This is a genomic window from Nibribacter koreensis, assembly GCF_039541795.1.
In the GTDB taxonomy this organism is placed as follows: Bacteria; Bacteroidota; Bacteroidia; order Cytophagales; family Hymenobacteraceae; genus Nibribacter; species Nibribacter koreensis.
On the sequence record NZ_BAABGX010000002.1, the window covers coordinates 133,740 to 151,891 of the forward strand.

The 18,152-nt window shown below is 46.6% G+C and carries 19 protein-coding genes; 16 read left to right on the plus strand and 3 right to left on the minus strand.

Features of this window, described 5'->3' with window-relative positions; genetic code table 11:
• Positions 1–35: 35 nt before the first annotated feature.
• The 6 genes from ABD880_RS07750 to ABD880_RS07775 all read left to right on the plus strand — a co-directional run bounded on the left by ABD880_RS07750 (position 36) and on the right by ABD880_RS07775 (position 3,891).
• Positions 36–617 carry a hypothetical protein gene (locus ABD880_RS07750; RefSeq protein ID WP_345164357.1) on the plus strand — a complete coding sequence of 194 codons (582 nt, stop codon included), beginning with the start codon at positions 36–38 and terminating at the stop codon, positions 615–617.
• 108 nt (positions 618–725) lie between these two features.
• On the plus strand, positions 726–1,097 hold the full coding sequence (locus tag ABD880_RS07755; RefSeq protein WP_345164359.1) for a hypothetical protein: 372 nt from the start codon (positions 726–728) through the stop codon (positions 1,095–1,097).
• 91 nt (positions 1,098–1,188) lie between these two features.
• Complete coding sequence (locus ABD880_RS07760; RefSeq protein ID WP_345164361.1) at positions 1,189–1,671, plus strand: hypothetical protein; 483 nt, start codon at positions 1,189–1,191, stop codon at positions 1,669–1,671.
• Between the two features lie 556 nt (positions 1,672–2,227).
• Complete coding sequence (locus tag ABD880_RS07765; protein ID WP_345164362.1) at positions 2,228–2,734, plus strand: DUF695 domain-containing protein; 507 nt, start codon at positions 2,228–2,230, stop codon at positions 2,732–2,734.
• A gap of 177 nt (positions 2,735–2,911) precedes the next feature.
• On the plus strand, positions 2,912–3,211 hold the full coding sequence (locus ABD880_RS07770; RefSeq protein WP_345164364.1) for a hypothetical protein: 300 nt from the start codon (positions 2,912–2,914) through the stop codon (positions 3,209–3,211).
• A gap of 125 nt (positions 3,212–3,336) precedes the next feature.
• On the plus strand, positions 3,337–3,891 hold the full coding sequence (locus ABD880_RS07775; RefSeq protein WP_345164367.1) for a hypothetical protein: 555 nt from the start codon (positions 3,337–3,339) through the stop codon (positions 3,889–3,891).
• A gap of 207 nt (positions 3,892–4,098) precedes the next feature.
• Here ABD880_RS07775 and ABD880_RS07780 read toward each other — a convergent pair whose 3' ends face one another.
• A complete protein-coding gene (locus ABD880_RS07780) occupies positions 4,099–5,571 on the minus strand; it encodes a serine hydrolase domain-containing protein (RefSeq protein WP_345164369.1) in 1,473 nt (490 codons plus the stop codon).
• Positions 5,572–6,078: 507 nt separating this feature from the next.
• Here ABD880_RS07780 and crcB point away from each other — a divergent pair.
• A complete protein-coding gene (gene crcB, locus ABD880_RS07785) occupies positions 6,079–6,450 on the plus strand; it encodes a fluoride efflux transporter CrcB (protein WP_345164371.1) in 372 nt (123 codons plus the stop codon).
• A 136-nt stretch (positions 6,451–6,586) separates the two neighbouring features.
• On the opposite strand, the gene ABD880_RS07790 is transcribed toward crcB, so the two are convergent.
• On the minus strand, positions 6,587–7,168 hold the full coding sequence (locus tag ABD880_RS07790) for a SixA phosphatase family protein (RefSeq protein WP_345164373.1): 582 nt from the start codon (positions 7,166–7,168) through the stop codon (positions 6,587–6,589).
• A gap of 199 nt (positions 7,169–7,367) precedes the next feature.
• Here ABD880_RS07790 and ABD880_RS07795 point away from each other — a divergent pair, with 199 nt between their 5' ends.
• A complete protein-coding gene (locus ABD880_RS07795; protein WP_345164375.1) occupies positions 7,368–8,108 on the plus strand; it encodes a tetratricopeptide repeat protein in 741 nt (246 codons plus the stop codon).
• Positions 8,109–8,261: 153 nt separating this feature from the next.
• A complete protein-coding gene (fabG, locus tag ABD880_RS07800) occupies positions 8,262–9,008 on the plus strand; it encodes a 3-oxoacyl-[acyl-carrier-protein] reductase (protein ID WP_066509501.1) in 747 nt (248 codons plus the stop codon).
• A 160-nt stretch (positions 9,009–9,168) separates the two neighbouring features.
• Here fabG and ABD880_RS07805 read toward each other — a convergent pair whose 3' ends face one another.
• The gene (locus tag ABD880_RS07805; RefSeq protein ID WP_345164378.1) at positions 9,169–9,696 is read right to left on the minus strand and encodes a hypothetical protein; all 528 of its coding nucleotides are present in this window, start codon (positions 9,694–9,696) and stop codon (positions 9,169–9,171) included.
• Between the two features lie 304 nt (positions 9,697–10,000).
• Here ABD880_RS07805 and ABD880_RS07810 point away from each other — a divergent pair, with 304 nt between their 5' ends.
• From ABD880_RS07810 to ABD880_RS07840, 7 genes are all read left to right on the plus strand, one after another.
• Positions 10,001–12,094 (plus strand): VWA domain-containing protein, encoded by a 2,094-nt coding sequence (locus ABD880_RS07810; protein ID WP_345164380.1) that lies wholly within the window; start codon positions 10,001–10,003, stop codon positions 12,092–12,094.
• Positions 12,095–12,121: 27 nt separating this feature from the next.
• Positions 12,122–12,538: a putative signal transducing protein gene (locus tag ABD880_RS07815; RefSeq protein WP_345164382.1), complete on the plus strand. Its 417-nt coding sequence runs from the start codon at positions 12,122–12,124 to the stop codon at positions 12,536–12,538.
• Between the two features lie 50 nt (positions 12,539–12,588).
• Positions 12,589–12,891: a hypothetical protein gene (locus ABD880_RS07820; protein WP_345164384.1), complete on the plus strand. Its 303-nt coding sequence runs from the start codon at positions 12,589–12,591 to the stop codon at positions 12,889–12,891.
• Between the two features lie 49 nt (positions 12,892–12,940).
• Positions 12,941–13,546, plus strand: coding sequence for a pseudouridine synthase (locus tag ABD880_RS07825; RefSeq protein WP_345164386.1), 606 nt, complete (start codon positions 12,941–12,943; stop codon positions 13,544–13,546).
• Positions 13,547–14,429: 883 nt separating this feature from the next.
• The gene (dnaK, locus tag ABD880_RS07830) at positions 14,430–16,364 is read left to right on the plus strand and encodes a molecular chaperone DnaK (protein WP_345164388.1); all 1,935 of its coding nucleotides are present in this window, start codon (positions 14,430–14,432) and stop codon (positions 16,362–16,364) included.
• 104 nt (positions 16,365–16,468) lie between these two features.
• Positions 16,469–17,089, plus strand: a complete 621-nt coding sequence (locus ABD880_RS07835) for a 3'-5' exonuclease (protein ID WP_345164390.1) — start codon at positions 16,469–16,471, stop codon at positions 17,087–17,089.
• A gap of 73 nt (positions 17,090–17,162) precedes the next feature.
• Positions 17,163–18,125, plus strand: coding sequence for a helix-turn-helix transcriptional regulator (locus tag ABD880_RS07840; RefSeq protein WP_345164391.1), 963 nt, complete (start codon positions 17,163–17,165; stop codon positions 18,123–18,125).
• The last annotated feature ends 27 nt before the right edge of the window (positions 18,126–18,152 follow it).

Genomic DNA, 18,152 nt, shown 5'->3' on the forward strand with positions numbered 1-18,152 from the left:
CACTAGCCGTTGGTGGTAACTTTAAATATATTTGAATGCTTAGCCCAAGAGATTTCAAAGAGCTATTGACTCTATTCAAAGTAGGATTGGCAGTCGGACTAATCGAAATAGATGAAGTTAAGAAGTGGGCAGACGGTATAATATTGAGTGAATCAGACCCGGATATTTTTTTCATAGAGTTATCACTCGTTAACTCAAATAATCAAGCTATTACACTCATCAGCGAAAATCTAAGACCTGAATCCTATCCAAATGGGAAGGCTGTCCTCGGTCAGCTACATAAAAGGCTAGCGGAAGGGCAAGAACTTGAATTGATTGTGAGAGCTATGTACTCGCTCCTAAATGAGGCAAAACTATCCGAACTTGAAAAAGACTACATTTATTCTATAGATGACTACTTTGACATGGCCAACAAGAAAGTTTATGGCAATCTACAATCAGTAGAGCAACAAACAGCCGACTTTCTCTTCCTGTACAAAGAATACACTTTGGAAAATCATCTTGACTGGCCAGAACTTGATAAACGGGCGGACTATGAGTTGGAGGAGATGAACAGGGCTGCCACAGAGCGTCACGAAGAAGAACAGAGAAAACCTTGGTGGAAAAAATTGTTGTAGAGTTTAGAAAAAAAAGCTTCCACCAACATTGTGTAAAAGTCATGCTACGGCCGACGGCCTAGCACGTCTTTTACACGAGACCGTTGGGTGTAATCAATAAATTGAGAATTGAAAAAAAGATACTTGTTTAAAATTGCAGGAATAGAGTTTACAACTTACCGATTGATAATGACTGTTTTCTTTTCAGCAGTTACAATATGGGGCGTAAACAATTACCTATATAAAGAGAAAGCTTTTGAGGATTCAGCAGAAACGACTGGAATAGTGACCTATCTTCAAAACTCAAAAGGAGTTAGGGTTTCGCTTTATTCTTATATCCGTTACGACTATCAAGTAGACGGACAAAAGTTTGAAGGGAGTCAAAAGTCAGAAGAAGGATTAAACCCAATAATTGGGGATTGCATCAAAATAACTTACAGCATAACCGACCCCATCGTGTCAAAAATCAATTTTAGTGCTGGCGTAGTGAAATGTGAATAAAAATGACTACACCCAACATTGTGTAAAAGTCATCTCCAGCCGACGGCTGTCGCCGTCTTTTACACTAGACGTTGGCATTAATTTATAAAATATGAAAATCCAAGTAAGCCAAGATATAAACAAAGAATACTACAACGAATATTATTCTGAATGGCTTAAATTCAGAAGCAAGTTCAAAAAATGGGAAAACATAATCGGATTTATAAGCTTAACAGCTTCGTTGGTAATTTATTTGTTTGATGATTCACTCATCTTCATATCTGTCGGACTTTTCGTATTTGGCTCGCTAATGGTTTATGAATATTACTCGTCAAAATCCAAGTGGCTAAAAGGTCGACTGAATAGTAAAATGATTGACACCAAAGTAACTTTGATTTTTGAAGAAGAAAGAATACAGACCTTCGGGCCGTTCACCGAAATGAATGGCAAATGGGATTTCTTCAGCGACGCGGTAAAAACAGATAAAGGGTTAATTCTTGTGCCTGAGAACGGAATAAGCATCTATTTGCAGAATAAAGCATTTGCAAACCCATCTGATATTGAGGCAGTATTTGACAGAATTAAGAAAAACTAATGCCAACATTGTATAAACACCATGCCACGGCCGACGGCCTAGCACGTTTTTTATACGAGACCGTTAGGTCTAATTTTAAACATGAAGAACCGTTCTTCTCGCTGTGCAGAAAAAATTATCGGTAAGCGTGGCAGAAGTGGAAAAATTGGAATCTGCCAAATTAGAAAGTTAGCTTAGCAAAAGTTGCGGGAACGTTCCCCGACAATCAGAAGAAGTTGAAAAAGAGGAATTGACGCAAAATGCTTGCAGGAATTGACGTTGAATGCGTACAAAAGGAATTTATCTTCAATGCGTGCAGCCCGATTTCAGGAATGCGTTTTTGGATTGTTTTTCGTAAATCAGGGCAAAAACGGACGGACTGGAAAAGAAAAAAGAAGAAAAGTTGATTACGCTCGGCAAGCTGTTTTCGGGCTCGTTTCGGAAAAACAGGCCAAAAACAGAAAAAGACGAGCAGTCTTTGCAGAGAAAAAACTAGACCTAACAAGGTATAAACGTCATCTCGGCCGACGGCCTTCGCCGTCGTTTATACTAGACGTTGTGTGCAATGCATAGAAAAATGAAAAGCCTATTTAATGGTTTACTAATTGTATTTATTTTAACCTTTTACTTAACTTCTTGCAAACAGAAAGGAAAAATGGAAGAAAACAGCTGGTTTACCACAGAAGTTGAGTATGACGGTTACCCTTTACTATTAAGAAAACCCAATCACCCGAATATCTGGAGCTTTCAAAATAACTATACTCAAATAGTGCGCTTATCTCATTCATTAGACCATGTTAATTCAAATGGACTACCCACAGCGGACTATAATACTTCACTTTCCGAATTTGATGGAGAAACTATTCGTTTGTTCGACCCAAAAAAGGAAGGAATTATCTTTTTGATAGAAACTTTTGGCGGAAGTCGTAACTATTGGTTCTTCACATTACCAACTGCCGACTACTCCACAAAATTTAAAAATCTTCAAGAACGACATAAGGACAAAGACTTAGAAGTAACCTCCAGAGAAGACAAGAATTGGAATTTCATTAAAGATTATCCATTCAGATTGTACCAAAAATAAAAAAGCACTACACACAACAACGTGTAAACGCCAGCTAGGCCGACGGCCGTCGCCGGCGTTTACACAAGTACGTTGGGCCAAATTTAATAAATGAAAAGTCGAGCGAAAGTAATAATAGGGATTTCTGTTTTTGTAATAGCAGGGTTAGCTTTTCTTATCTGGACAGGTTTACAAACAATGGAGATTGAAGACAGGTACGGAGATTTACAAGAAATATATTATAAAGCAGAAAACGGTGACGTTATAATCGACTCAAATAAAAGAGCAGGATTTATTTACAAGGATTCGCACAGGATATTTGTAGAGGAAAATGAATGTATGAAAGATTTGAACAATTGGGTTGGCGTGAACAATGACCAGGTAAAGCTAAAGGTGTATCGACCCGAATACCTTGAAACTTTCACAGAGAATATAACATCTGAAAAATTAATAAATTTTATAGAAAGCCAGAAGATTGACCCAATAATAACCAATTAAAAAAAACTTTGCCCAACATTGTATAAACGTCACCCTTCGGCCGACGGCCTTGCGCGTCGTTTATACGAGGCCGTTGTACCAAATTTAAATAAAAGAAAGTGGACCGAAATGAAACGATGCTTCAAATGGACCAAGACGAGTTTAGTTGGCATCAACGAATAGAGAAAGGAATAGCTCTTAAATTAGGTCTTTCAACCTTAAAGCCTGGGTTACAAATAATAAGGGATGAAAGAGGCTGGAGAGATAATGAAATAAGAATCAAATACATTTGGATTGCTACTGTAAGTCGCTCCTTTGTTGGAAATGGTGGGCTTTTTAGTTTAAAGTTTGAAGAAAATTCTTTTAGGGAGAAAAAAAATCCAGAACGATTAGTACAAGGAATATTTTTAACAGGACAACAGGCTCAAATACCTCAATTTTACTTTGAGGAAGAACAGAAAAGCTTTAAGGACATTATCAAAGATTTAAAATCCTGGGACCTGTTTGAGCCCAATAATGGAATAGCTCTTGATGGTGTGGCCTACAGGTTTCATGTAATAGCTCTAAATTCAGATGTAACAATTACAGTAAATAATCCTCAAAGTGAACCTTGGAAAAAATGGGAAGATAATATTTGGGAACTGGGTAGGCGACTTTCCGCAAATTCCAAAACCAAAGAATTAATCGAACTTTTTGAATAAAAAAACTTGGTACAACATCAGCTAAAAAGCATTAAAACGCTTTTTAGCCTAACCGTTAGATAAGAATATTAAAGACGGCTATCTGCAATTGTCTCCTAAGTTAAAACACATATTCAACTCGGCCCCTTAATGGAGAATACCTCTCTGTGGTTACATTCCAATTAAGTTTGGTGACTTTTGTAGTATTTGGCAGAGTCATAAAAAAAATCATTTCTTGGAAGGGTCCTCTAATTTTTGAATCATCTTCTTGGCATTATCACTGTTAGGATCTAACGCTAAAGCTTGCTTGTAACTTTTAAGGCTTAGATTCTTATCTCCTTTGGCCAAATAGGCCTCCCCTAAACTGTCAAAGGCATTAGCAGATGCAGGGAACTCCTGGGTATTCAAATCAAAAATAGCGATAGCGTCCTCTACACGTTTTTCCTCCAGCAAATGGTAGCCTAATTCATTTAGTTCAGTTTCTGCAGTCTCAAAATGGTACTCTTTGGTCTTACTGGTTTTGAGGTAGTTGTAAAAGGCTATGGTCTTTTCACGGCCTTCTTGCTTTAACTTCATGAACAGGTCTATGTATAAGGAATTCCAAGGCACCATGCCAGAGATAATACTTGCCGTGTTAGGACCAGATTCATTGGTGATGACCACAATGCCATTGTTTTGCTGGGGATAAAAAGAAAACCAAGTCTGGGTTCCAAACGCACCTCCATGGCCAGAAACTGTTTTAGTGCTTTTGCTTTCCCTCACCGTCCAAAAATATCCATGCGAAGAACCTGCCACCGTCTCCTGTGATTTCTGAGCCATGGCATTGCTTCTATCTAACTGGAACGCCATATACTTCATTAAATCAGGCAAAGTAGATTTAAGGCCGCCGTCTGCACCCCAAAGCGGACTCTCCATATGAGGCATCAGCACTCCTTTTTCATTGTAGCCGTTTGCCAATCGTGCTTTCTCCTTTGAGGTCAGTTGCATTCTGGTTGATTGGAGCCCTGCCTTTTTGAAAATAATCTGGTCTAATAATTCATCAAATGATGTACCATAGATGTTTTCTAAAATATGGGCTATCAAGTTAGGGTTGAGGTTAGAGTAGGCATAGTCACTGCCAGGCAAGGTGCTTAGTTTAATCTGGCCGAGGTCCCTTAAAAACTGCTCTTTAGAATAGTCCTTTGCCAAGGCATGCAGCTTAAAGGCTAAACTGTCGCCGGGGTTCTGCCAGATATGGTCGTCATTGGGCAAGGCGCGTGGCAAACCGCTGGTATGGGTAAGCAGGTGTTTTATTTGAATAGGCTTGCCTTCAAACGTTAAGTTTGAATATGCTTCTTTCAGGTGTTTTCTGACATCGTCTTCTAAAGACATCTTCCCCTCCAGCACGGCTTGGGCTACCAGCGTACCAGTAAAGGTTTTAGAAATGGATGCTATCTCATAAATGGTAGAATCTGTGGGCTTGTTGCCTTTGCCTGGGTCCAGCTCCCCGTAATGGAACATGCTCACCTTGCCGCCTTTATACACTCCAATGGAGGCGGCATGTATTTCTGGGTGACTTAGTAGCCAGGAAGCTTTTTTATCTACCATCAGTTTAACATCATCCTCGGCTAAAGAAGACTGTGTTGAAGATGCTAAAGGAGCTTTGACTTTACAGGAAACACTAAAAAGCAATAGAAGCAACACATAAGAAAGAAGTTTCATAGAAAGGTATTACCAATGCAGGTGTAAGAACAGGAGCCGGCAATTTAGAAACATCCAAAGGAATATTATGATTTAATTATATTCTATCGTTAGCTCTATTGATGTAGGCAGCTATAAACCCACAAGAAGGGCATACACCAATTCACCTTAGAGGACCTAAACTTGATGTTTTCTTGAAGGCTAAGAACGGAATCAATTTTGTGGCTTAGGCTATCGTTGTTAGGTTCAATTACCATCAGACTTTTACATTGCTATTTGACATTTCACGAACCCTGAAAATCAATTGGGTATTGCAGTCTGTTGAGTCTCTGGAAAATGATGAAAACAATTGGAGAGAGATTATTTCCTGCAGAAAATTGAACCTCCAAACACAAAAGCCAAGCGCAGAACATAAGCTTGCTAAAAGCCTGCAATCATTTTATTTAATTTTACCTTTGGTCATGCCTTGTTTGCTAGGGGCCATCCACAACCATACATGGTAAAAACACAGTTACAAAGAGCCAAGCAATGAAGATGATATTGGCCATAGGCCTGGGAAGTTTTGTAGGAGGCATTTCCCGCTACCTGCTTTCACTAGCCATCCAATCTAAGGCTGGTTTAGCTTTTCCTTTCGGGACACTGGGCGTGAACCTCATAGGCTGTTTCTTGATTGGGTTGGTGTTTGGGTTAGCGGAGAAAGGAAACTTATCCAATGAGTGGCGCCTCTTTCTGGCTACGGGCGTATTAGGCGGCTTCACCACGTTTTCTGCCTTCTCTTATGAGACGGTGGCCTTGCTGCGTGACGGTCAACTTGGGTATGCCGCTACCTACATTGCCGCCAGTGTATTCATTGGGCTGCTCGCCACGTTTGCGGGTCTGTCTATTCCCAAATTCTTATAGGCTTCGGCCGCGCTAGGTTGGATACTACAGTACCCTGTTTAACAAATAGTGGTATTTAAATAAAAAGCCGTTTTTGGCCTGCTTTCCAAAAAACAGGCCAAAAACGGCTTTATCATCATTTGTAATGAATGCCTTCTTACTTGGCCGGCGCTATAGAAACGGCTCCGTACTTCATGACCTCTACCATGGCGGGTTTGTCTGGGGACAAAGTCACTTTAAATAGGTAGTCATACTCATGATCTGCCACGGCAGCAAAAGGCTTCTGCGCCCCAAATGCTTCTACCAGTGACAACACCGTGTTGGAGTGTCCGGCTACTACCACCGTTTGTCCGGCATGAGCGTCCTTCACCTTGGTGGCAAGGCCCGCAAAATCTGAGGCCTCATAGATTTGCACGGGCACGTTGGTGGCTTGGCTTAATGGCTGAAGCGTTTCTTGCGTGCGCTTGTATTTGGTGGCGTACAGGCCTCTCACGGGAGCTTTTGCCAATTGGGTTCTTAGCGCTTCGGCGCGGGTCCTGCCGGCCTCAGAAAGCGAAGGATCATCGGTCATGGCGCCAGAGGGCGGGGCTTTCTCGCCGTGGCGCACTATGTACACCGTGGTTTCTGACGGATTGGTTTTACTGGCAGAGGTGGCCGTCTGGGTAGAGCAACTCATAAGCAACCCCAGGCATAGCATTAAAGCGCCCAAGGTTAGAAAGGAAAAGGTCTGTTTGTTCATAGTCTTTAGGTTTGTGATAGGCAAAATACAGGAATCCCATCGTTTTAATAGTACTGCTCCCTCAAAATCTGCTGAGAGCAAACTATTCCTGTACCACCAGACCATGGTTTCTGACATAGATTTAGTTGACTTAGCCTATATACACGTATAACAATATTCTTTAAAAAGAGTATGTAGCACCAATCTTACCTCTTTCCTTATGTCCACTTTCTCTTCTACTGTATTTCCTGCGCAAACGGTCAAAGGATTCTTGCTGGCGTTGCTGGCGGTGCTTTCCATGGCAGGCTGTAAAACGGCCAAAACCCACTCGCGCGAAGGCCTGGAGCGCGTCAGCAAAAAAGACTACATTGGAGCCATTGTAGAATATGACAGGGCCATTGAAAAAAAGCCCGATGACGGCAACTTGTACCGCCTGCGCGGCATCGCTAAATATGAGTCCAGTGACTACACCGGGGCTACGGTAGATTTCACCAAGGCCATCTCCTTGCTTCCGCAGGACGCCGAGTCGTACAAGTTTAGAGGAGACATCAAGCAGAACCAGAAGCAGTACAAGGCCGCCATTGACGACTATAACAAAGCCATCACCTTTCAACCCAACTACGCCAAGGCCTACAACAACCGCGCCCTCAACAAAGCTAAACTAAGAGACACCAAAGGCGCCATTGCCGACTTCACCCAGGCCATTGCCCTGCAGCCAGATTACAGCGTGGCTTATCTGAACCGCGCCAACCTGCGCATGCGCCAGAAGCAGTACCCTATGGCCTTGGCAGACTATGACCAGGCCATTGCCCTGGATCCAGAGATGGACGAGGCCTATTACAACCGCGGCGTGCTCAAATATACCCAGCGCAAGCGCAAAGACGCCTGCGCAGACTGGCAGCGATCGTATGAGTTGGGCAATCCGCAGGCGGGCACCGCGGTTCAGCGTTTCTGCAAATAAGCTTCGTTTTTGGCCTCTTTTCTGGAAAACAGCCTAAAAACGGCTTGTCCTAAATCTTAAGTAGGTGCTTTTGCAAATGCCGGCAATTAGTATCTTTGGGGCTGAACATCCTTGTCTGCATGTGTTTAGAATGCAGACGCCAAATCAAGACTTATGAAACTACTGGAAGGAAAAGTTGCGTTGGTGACCGGCGCCTCTAAAGGTATTGGCCGCGCCATTGCCACCAAATATGCAGAGATGGGCGCCAACGTGGCGTTCACGTATTTGTCTAGCGTAGAAAAAGGCCAGGCCTTGGAGAAAGAACTAGCCGAGTACGGAATTCAAGCCAAAGGCTACCGCTCAGACGCCTCAGACTTTAAACAAGCCGAAGAGCTGGTGGAGAACGTGGTGAAGGACTTCGGGAAGCTGGACGTGCTGGTAAACAACGCCGGTATCACCAAAGACGGTTTGTTGATGCGCATGTCTGAGGAGCAGTGGGACGCCGTGATCAACACCAACCTGAAGTCTGTTTTCAACCTGACCAAGTCTGCCACTAAGCACATGATGCGCGCCAAGAGCGGCTCTATCATAAACATGACCTCTGTGGTGGGCATCAAAGGCAACGCGGGCCAGGCCAACTACGCCGCCTCTAAAGCCGGTATCATTGGCTTCACCAAATCAGTGGCATTGGAATTGGGTTCCCGCAACATCAGAAGCAACGCCATAGCCCCAGGTTTCATTGAAACCGACATGACTGATGAACTAGACGCCGCTACCGTAGCCGAGTGGAGAAAAGCCATCCCCTTGAAGCGCGGCGGTGCACCCGAGGACGTGGCCAACGCATGCGTGTTCCTGGCCTCAGACCTTTCTTCTTACGTGACCGGGCAAACCCTGCAAGTGGACGGCGGCATGTTGACGTAATTGCTGATTGTTGATTGTTAGTAAAAAACTAAAGCCGGTGTTAGGGAATCCTGACACCGGCTTTAGTTTTTATTGGCAAGGCTCACGGTTAGTATAAAAAGCGAGCGAGGCTGTCGGCCGTAGCATGATTTTTATACAATGTTAGCGGTAGGCATTTTTCTTAATAGTTCCAGTAGTCTATGGGTGAAGAAGAGCCTGTCTCTAACTTTCCCTTAATTAGTGATTTTAAAAGCTTGAATGAGTGAAGGTATCTTTCCTTGACTTCGTGAATAGCTGAATCTTTCCAACCTGCCTCATTCACACTTTCTGTAAAGTCGCTCTCATTGGCCAATTGAATTTTCCTAGATTCTTTAAGTAGTACCATGGCTCTTTTCCTAAATCTATGCAGGTTTTCGCCAGTCAAGAAGTCATTATACGTCTCTATTTTATCGCATATAGAGTCGATTAATTCAATTATAGTTTCTTTTCTCTGGAAGTCGGTTAGAAATTCTTCCAGTTGCATGGACATTCCTCCGTTTATCAGAGGCAGAGATTGAAGGGATAGCTCAAGCTTAAATCCGTTTAGCCAAGCTACAGAATCCAACTTCTTTTGCTCAATTTCATTTATAAGGCAAAGCTGCATTGCCTCAACAAATCCATCATTTGCCCAGAAACCTTTTTCTCTAATTTTAATAAAGCTGCTTCCCATTTTTTATTGCTTGCCGCTAACTACCGGATAAACGCAAACATACGCTTATCTGCACTTTATGCTTACCTAAACTTAGAGGTTATATCCATTCTTACCAAAGAACCGCAAAAGCGTATTAGCAGATTCTTAAGAGCTTTTAAAGCAAGTCCTTCTTTATTTCCGTTTTTGGCCTACTTCCCAGAAAACAGCCCAAAAACGGAAGGCAATAACCTCCACCAAAACAAGTTCAACAGAAAAGTCTTATGTCTTGTATAGAACTTGTTCTATCTTGCTAAAAGATAAGAATTGTGCTAATCTTCTGCCTGTGCCCACGTTCCAATTACACACCGTTTACTCTCCCTGGTACTTTCTGCTTTGCCTGGCGCTGGGCATAGGCGCTGCCTGGTACCTGTACCGCGGCAACAGCGGTCCCTGGCAAAGGGGTGTTAAATGGGTGCTGGCTTTTTTGAGGGCTACCCTACTCACCTTGATTGCTTTTCTTTTTTTGGAGCCCTACACGCGCATCATCAAGCAGGAAGAACTCAAACCCACGGTGGTGCTGGCGGTAGACAATTCGCAGTCCATTCAGTTGTTTACGGCGGCGCAGACGCTAACGCAGACCCTGCAAGGCTTAGATGGTCTGCAGCAGCGGTTGCAGAAAAAAGGGCTTCGGGTAGAGGTGCGTTCCATGACCTCTAATGACTCTCTGGCCACGGCCTCTTTGCCAGAGACAAAATTCACGGCGGCCACCTCCAACCTGCATTCCCTTTTACAGCAAAGCCAGGAGGCCTTTAGGGATCAGAACCTGGTGGCTACGGTGCTGGTTTCTGACGGGGTGCACAACCTGGGGCCTACCCCTACTTATCAATCTTATAGAAGCAAAATCTACCCTATTGCTTTAGGTGATACCGTTCCTAAAAAAGACGTGGTGCTAACCGAGGTAGAATACAACAAGATCAATTACTCGGGCACGTCTTTCCCTATCAAGGTGACTGTACAGCACAGCGGCTACACGGGCGCCAATGCTACCGTCCTTTTGCAGGAGAACGGCAAAACCTTGCTTCGTAAAAGCCTTGCGCTGCCCCGCTCCGGCAGAACAGAAACCACCTTCCTGCTTTCCTCCTCTACCCTGGGCAAGAAACATTATGAAGTAGTGGTGCAGCCGCTGGCCCAGGAATTCACGCAGGTAAACAACCGCCGGCACGTGTACTTGGAGGTAGTGAAGGGCAAGCTTAACATCTTGCTGGCCGCCGCCGCGCCGCACCCCGACATCAAAGCACTTAGAGCTGCCCTAGCCACCAATCCGCTATTGAATGTGGAGGTAGTCCTGGGGCCGTTTCAGACGCCACGGTTCAAAGAAAGGTATGACGCGGCCATCTTGCACCAGATTCCCAGCATGAGCGGCACCGGCAACGACTGGCTGCGCAGACTGCGGGATGGCAAAGTACCCACGTTGTATGTGCTGGGCGCGCAGACCAATATGGCGGCGTTTAACGGGTTGCAAGCGGGCGTGCAGTTTCCGGGAGCCATAGGACAGTATGACGAGGTCCAGCCGGTTCTCAACACCAAGTTTCAGAGATTCTCCACTGAACCGCTGGCCAAAACCAGGATTCCGGCCTGGCCGCCTGCGGTGGTGCCCTTCGGGAATTGGAGCTTGAGCGCTGGCACTGAGATTATTCTGCACCAGCAAGTTGGCACGGTGCGCACCACCAAACCACTGTTGGTCTACAAGGCATCGGCCCCGGTTCCCGGCGCGGTGCTGCTCACGGACGGCAGTTGGCAGTGGCGGCTCACGGAGGCCGCCGACCACGGCATTCCGCAGATCTATGACGGCCTCATGACGCACGTGGTACAGTTACTGGCCAACCGAAGAGACCAGAAACGCCTGCACGTGTACCCGATCAAAGACGTAGTAGGCGTCACTGAGGAACCCGTCATCCAAGCAGATGCCTTCAACGCAGTGCAGGAAGAAATCTTCGGGCAAAAAGTGTTCCTGACGCTCACGCATGACGGCGGCAAGAAGACGCAGCACCAGTTTGAGCACGTGCAGGGCGGCGATGGTCTGCGTTTGGGCACTCTCCCGGCGGGTGTGTATAGATTCACAGCCTCAGCAACTGTAGAGAACAAGTTGTACCGTGACAGCGGCGAATTTATTGTAGAACAGCAACAATTGGAGGCGCTTTCATCGTTGGCCAACCATACCTTGCTGGACCAGTTGGCCCAGCGCTCGCAAACCAGGCTCTACTACCCAACTCAACTGCAACAACTGGAAAAAGAGTTGACAGACGCCAACTTCAAGACCATCCTTAGAAGCAAGGAAGAAGAAAAAGACCTGATGGAACAGCTTTGGTTTTACTTTTTGATTCTGGGCATTGCCCTCTCTGAGTGGACCCTCAGAAGATACTTCGGGAAGCTGTAACGTAGACCTTACTTAAATTGCCCTTGCATGAAAGATGAACTAGTCACCGTCTCCACGTACTCCAGCGCCATAGACGCGCATCTGGCCAAAAACAAGCTGGAGAGCGAAGGCATTCTGGCGTTTCTCTTTGATGAGAACATGGTATCCCTGAACCCGCTGTACAATATTTCTATAGGCGGCATCAAGCTCAAAACCCTGGAAAGCGACCGCGCCCAGGCAGAGGCCGTGTTGAGCAGTTTGCAGGACCAGCCTTACACCAATGAGCAGAATGAAGTCATCACGTGCCCCCAGTGCGGCTCAGAGAACATTTCTTATGCCTATGACTCCAGCAACAGGTTAAAATCCTTCATGGGTTTTCTGCTGGCCCTGGTCACGTTCAGTCTGCCCCTCTTATCCAAAGACAGATACACCTGCAACCAGTGCCATCACGTATTCCAGAAGTAGTCAAGAGGCGTTTTTGGGCTTTTTTCTGGAAATACCTTTAAAATTGAGTCATGGATTTAATCCTCGTTTTTGCACCTTACGTCTTAGTGCCGTTTCTTATGACTGCATTTTATGTGAAAGGATTTTTACAGGATAAGGCATTTATTTGGGTAGTTCCGTCTGTACTTCTACTCTGCTACCCCTTTATTGTAGTAAGTTTAAAAAGCCAAATGCAATCTCAGCCATATGGCTATCGCTGCGGAATGCTCGAATTTGCTTTTATAATCGGCAGCCTTTTTGTTTTTCTACCAGTTGCAATCATTCTGCAAGCAATATTCATATACATAGCCAGCTTAGTACAAAGGCAACCTTAACAACTGATTACTCCATTTTAAGATCTTTGCACTTTAAATTTAATACGCTTTGCAGTACTTTCTCTTAAACAAGCCCTTTGAAGTCCTCACCCAGTTCACAGATGAGAACGGTCGCCAAACCCTGAAGGACTTTGTGCCGGTGCCTCACATTTACCCCGTAGGCCGCTTGGATTATGATTCTGAAGGGCTGGTCCTGCTCACCGATGACAAGAAGCTGCAGTTCCGCCTCTCTGATCCCAAGTTCAAGATTGAGAAAACGTACTGGGTGCAGGTAGAAGGTATTCCTAATGAAGAAGCGCTGGAGCAGCTGCGCAGAGGCGTGCTTATTCAAGGCAAGAAAACCAGTCCCGCCAAAGCTAGATTGCTAGGCGAGGTAAATTTCTGGGAGCGCTCCAAGCCTATTCGGTTTAGGGCCAACATTCCCACCTCTTGGATAGAGATAAAGATAAGCCAAGGCATGAACCGTCAGGTGCGCAAGATGACCGCCGCCGTAGGGCACCCGACGTTGCGTCTGGTAAGAGTGGCCATTGGCAAACTTTCCCTTGGCAACCTGCAACCCGGCGAATCCCGCTCCCTCACCGAAGAAGAAGTGAAACAGCTCCAACTCTTCGCCAAACCCAAAGCACCCTATCAACCGCACTTCAGAAAGCGGTAGGCACTTTCATTTTTGGCCTGTTTTCAAGAAAGTAGGCCAAAAACGGTTCTTGGCGCATACGCTTGCAGATGCTGGCGCACGCTACTTGTTTAGTCCTGAGTCGCGAGTCATGAGTCTGAAGGAGTACTTGTCCTCCCCCTACCCCTCCCGGAACAAGTCCGGGATCTTCGACTTCAAAGGGGGACGCAATGCGTGGTGGAAGCCAGCGCTTCAGGGCAGTTGCAAACTGCCCGCCATCATGGGGCCAAGTCGAAGACTTGAACCATGGCCACGTGCAAGCAGATAGTTACAACCGTGCTTTAGCACGAATGCCTCTGCAGCGACAGGAACGGACATTACTTTCAACTAACTCACATAACCAATAAGCCTACACAGGATTGGGACCGAAACCAGTCTTGGTCCTGAGCGCCTCTGTTGTTTCGTCGCCCGTCAGGGCGGGGCCAAAGGCCCAGAGTACAACAGCAGTGCGAAGGGCCAAGACGAGGCCCCGCGGCCGTGAGCGCTTAGCAGACAAAATGCAACAAGGCAGAGAGTGCGCACCGGAACAGACGGTATTACCAAGGAAACAGCCAACGGAAGTGCACCAAGTCTCCTCCAGAGAGTACAGGCAACTGGAGCGGTAGTCTGGATCGTTGGTAATAACACCAACAACGGCGGCGGACAACCACCAAGCAAAACCATTTTTGACCTGTCTCCCAGAAAACAAGCCAAAAACGCATTCTACCCTGCCACTCCCTGCCGAATGTTCGTATAGACAAACTTTTAACTTCCGTCAAAAATGACATTGTGTCACAAATGGCATACAAAAAGGCCTTGGCATAGGTCTTGTTATTAAGAAGCAAAACAAGTTTAATCAAGGAACTACAATATAAAACTATAGACAATGGGAAAAATCATAGGCATTGACTTAGGAACTACCAACTCGTGCGTGGCCGTAATGGAAGGGAACGAACCAGTGGTAATCCCTAACAGCGAAGGCCGCCGGACTACTCCGTCCATCGTGGCATTCCTGGACAACGGGAACGGTGAGCGTAAAGTGGGGGATCCTGCTAAGCGTCAAGCCATCACCAACCCACAAAACACCATCGCGTCCATCAAGCGTTTCATGGGCCGCGGTTTCTCTGAAGTAAAAGACGAAACCAGCCACGTGTCCTACAACGTGCAGTCTGGTAGCAACAACACCGTACGCGTGAAGATTGGCGACCGTGAGTACACGCCGCAAGAGATCTCTGCCATGGTGTTGCAGAAAATGAAGCAGACCGCTGAAGACTACCTGGGCACCACGGTGACCGAGGCCGTAATCACGGTACCTGCCTACTTCAACGACGCCCAGCGTCAGGCCACCAAAGAAGCCGGACAAATTGCTGGTCTGGATGTGAAGCGTATCATCAACGAGCCGACTGCCGCTGCTTTGGCCTACGGTCTGGACAAGAAACACGCCGACCAGAAGATTGCGGTGTATGACTTAGGTGGTGGTACGTTTGATATCTCTGTGCTAGAGCTAGGTGACGGGGTGTTTGAAGTATTGTCTACCAACGGTGACACCCATCTGGGTGGTGACGACTTTGACCAGGTAATCATTGCCTGGTTGGCAGATGAGTTCAAGTCTGAAGAGAACATGGACTTGCGCACAGATCCAATGGCGCTTCAGCGTTTAAAAGAAGCCGCTGAGAAAGCCAAGATTGAGTTGTCTTCTTCTTCTGAGACCGAGATCAACTTGCCGTATATCACGGCTACACAGACAGGTCCTAAGCACTTGGTGCGTAAACTGACCCGTGCTAAGTTTGAGCAGTTGGCAGATTCATTGATCCGCAGATCTATGGAGCCGGTAAGAAAGGCGTTGCAGGACGCCGGCCTTCAGCCATCTGACATTGACGAAGTGATCTTGGTAGGTGGTTCTACCCGTATCCCAAGAATTCAGGAGGAAGTAGAGAAGTTCTTCGGTAAGAAGCCGTCTAAGGGTGTGAACCCAGACGAGGTAGTAGCCATTGGTGCCGCTATCCAGGGTGGTGTATTGACCGGTGAAGTGAAAGACGTTCTCTTGCTAGACGTTACTCCTCTTTCTCTGGGTATTGAGACCATGGGCGGCGTGATGACCAAATTGATTGAGTCTAACACCACCATCCCAACCAAGAAATCTGAGGTGTTCTCCACCGCTTCTGACAACCAGCCAAGCGTAGAGATTCACGTATTGCAAGGTGAGCGCCCTATGGCCAGAGACAACCGCACCATCGGTCGTTTCCACTTGTCAGACCTTCCTCCAGCGCAACGCGGCGTTCCGCAGATTGAAGTGACGTTTGACATTGACGCCAACGGTATCTTGCACGTGTCTGCTAAAGACAAAGGCACCGGCAAAGAGCAGAAAATTCGCATCGAGGCTTCTTCTGGCCTATCTGAAGAGGAAATCGAGAGAATGCGTAAAGAAGCCGAAGCCAATGCTGAGTCTGACCGTCAGGCCAAAGAGCAGGTAGAAAAAGTAAACCAAGCGGACTCTATGATTTTCCAGACGGAGAAACAATTGAGCGAGTACGGTGAGAAACTTTCTGCCGGTAACAAGACTGCCATTGAAGGCGCCCTGGCTGACCTGAAAAAAGCGCATGAGTCTAAGGACTTAGCCGCCATTGACAGCGCCATGACCAACATCAACAACGCATGGCAAGCCGCCAGCCAGGAGATGTACGCCGCTACCGGCGGTGCCGGACAGCCTGGTGCTGACGGAGGCTTTGCTGGTGGCCAGCAACCTGGTTCAGACGGAACCGCCGGCCAGACCTCTGGCAGCGACACCGTGACGGACGTTGACTACGAAGAAGTTAAGTAACATAAAATAGGTTTAGTTGAGAAAGCCCCACCGTTCTGCGGTGGGGCTTTTTTTGTTTCCATTCCTTTTCGGATACCTTGGTAAGAGTTCTGTAACTTTACTCCATGAACTTCATCACCCTAGACTTTGAGACGGCCACTGCAGACCGTGACAGCCCCTGTGAGATTGGTTTGACCTTTGTGCGAAACGGCCAAATTGCCGGCACACAGGCCTGGCTCATCAAACCGAAGTCGTATCCTTACTTCAACAGCTGGAACATAGCCATACACGGTATAAAACCGCAAGACGTCCAAAACAGTCCTGAGTTTGACGGAGTTTGGCGCGAGTTGCAACCGCTGTTGCAGAACCAGTTGGTCATTGCCCACAATGCCAGCTTTGACATGAGCGTGCTAAGGGCCACCTTGAATGCCTATCGTCTCCCCTTTCCTGAGTTACAGTACGCCTGCAGTGTGCAGTTCTCTAAGCAAGTGTGGCAGGGCTTGCCCAAGTATGACTTAAAATCGCTGTGCAACGGACACGGCATCCAGTTCAAGCACCACCGGGCGGCGGCAGACTCTTATGCCTGCGCTGAGTTGACCTTACGCGCTTTGGAGCATACCAACTGTGGACACCAGGAGGAGTTGGCAGAGAAGCTCAAGATTAATTACGGAAGGCTGTTTGACGGTGGTTACACGGCGTCCTCTGTGAGAAAAGCCCCTAAACCAAAAAAAGCATTTCCGTTTTAAGGGTCAGCATCCTCCCTTCATCGCTTTTCAATTTTTCCTGATTTTACGTTACATTTAGGTAAATGACGGGCGCATGATCCTGACGGAATTTCCAGACTACCAGTACCTAAAAGCCAGAGCAGACAAGGCTTTTAAGGAAGAGACCGCGCCTAATCCAACGGAAGCGCCTACCCAGAAATATGACTGGCCGCTAGTCATCCTGAACACCCATTCCCGGCAGTGCCATCGGCCGGATATCAAAGGGCCGTTTTCCATTTTCACGAATATAAATGGCACCTCGCTGGTGAGCGCCGGAAGCAAAAAAGTAGCAGTGCCAGATGACTGCTTCTTCCTGACCAACCGCGCCCAACCTTATACCCTGGACATTGACAGCGAGGCAAAACCCGTAGAAACCTTTAACCTACACCTGGGCCAGGATATTTGGGAAGACTACATAAAAGCGCAACTCCTCACGCCCACGCACCTGCTGGACAATCCGTTTGTGCCAGTTTTAGGTACCGGTGTCACTGACGTACTTAACCTCTTGCAACGCAAAACTCCTGCTCTTGCCCAGGCATTGGCCCAGCTGCACTCATTAAGTAAAACCACCCAGGTATCTGCACTGGAACTGGAAGAAAATCTGGTGCCGCTGTTACATGCCTTAGTAGAAACAAAAAGAGAGCTAGAGCGGGGCACGCAGCGCATCAAAGCAGCCAAAGCCAGTGCGCGTTTAGAATTGTTTAGGCGCATTTCCCTGGCCACCGATTTTCTACTGGCCTTTCCTGAAGATAATCCTAGCTTAGAACGGATAGCCAATATTGCCTGCCTGTCCAAGTTCCATTTCTTGAGGGCCTTTACCCAATTACATGGCCAGACCCCGCACCAATTCTTGTTACAGCATCGTATTCAGAGAAGCCTCCCCTTGTTAAGATTCTCACGCCTGCCGGTCAGCGAGGTGGGATTGTTGTGCGGGTATTCAGACCTTTCCACCTTCAGTAGAACTTTTAGAAAGCTGATGGGCTGCTCACCGGCCCTCTTTAGGGCACAGTCAACTTAGCAATTTTTGTCAAACAGAAAGCGCCTG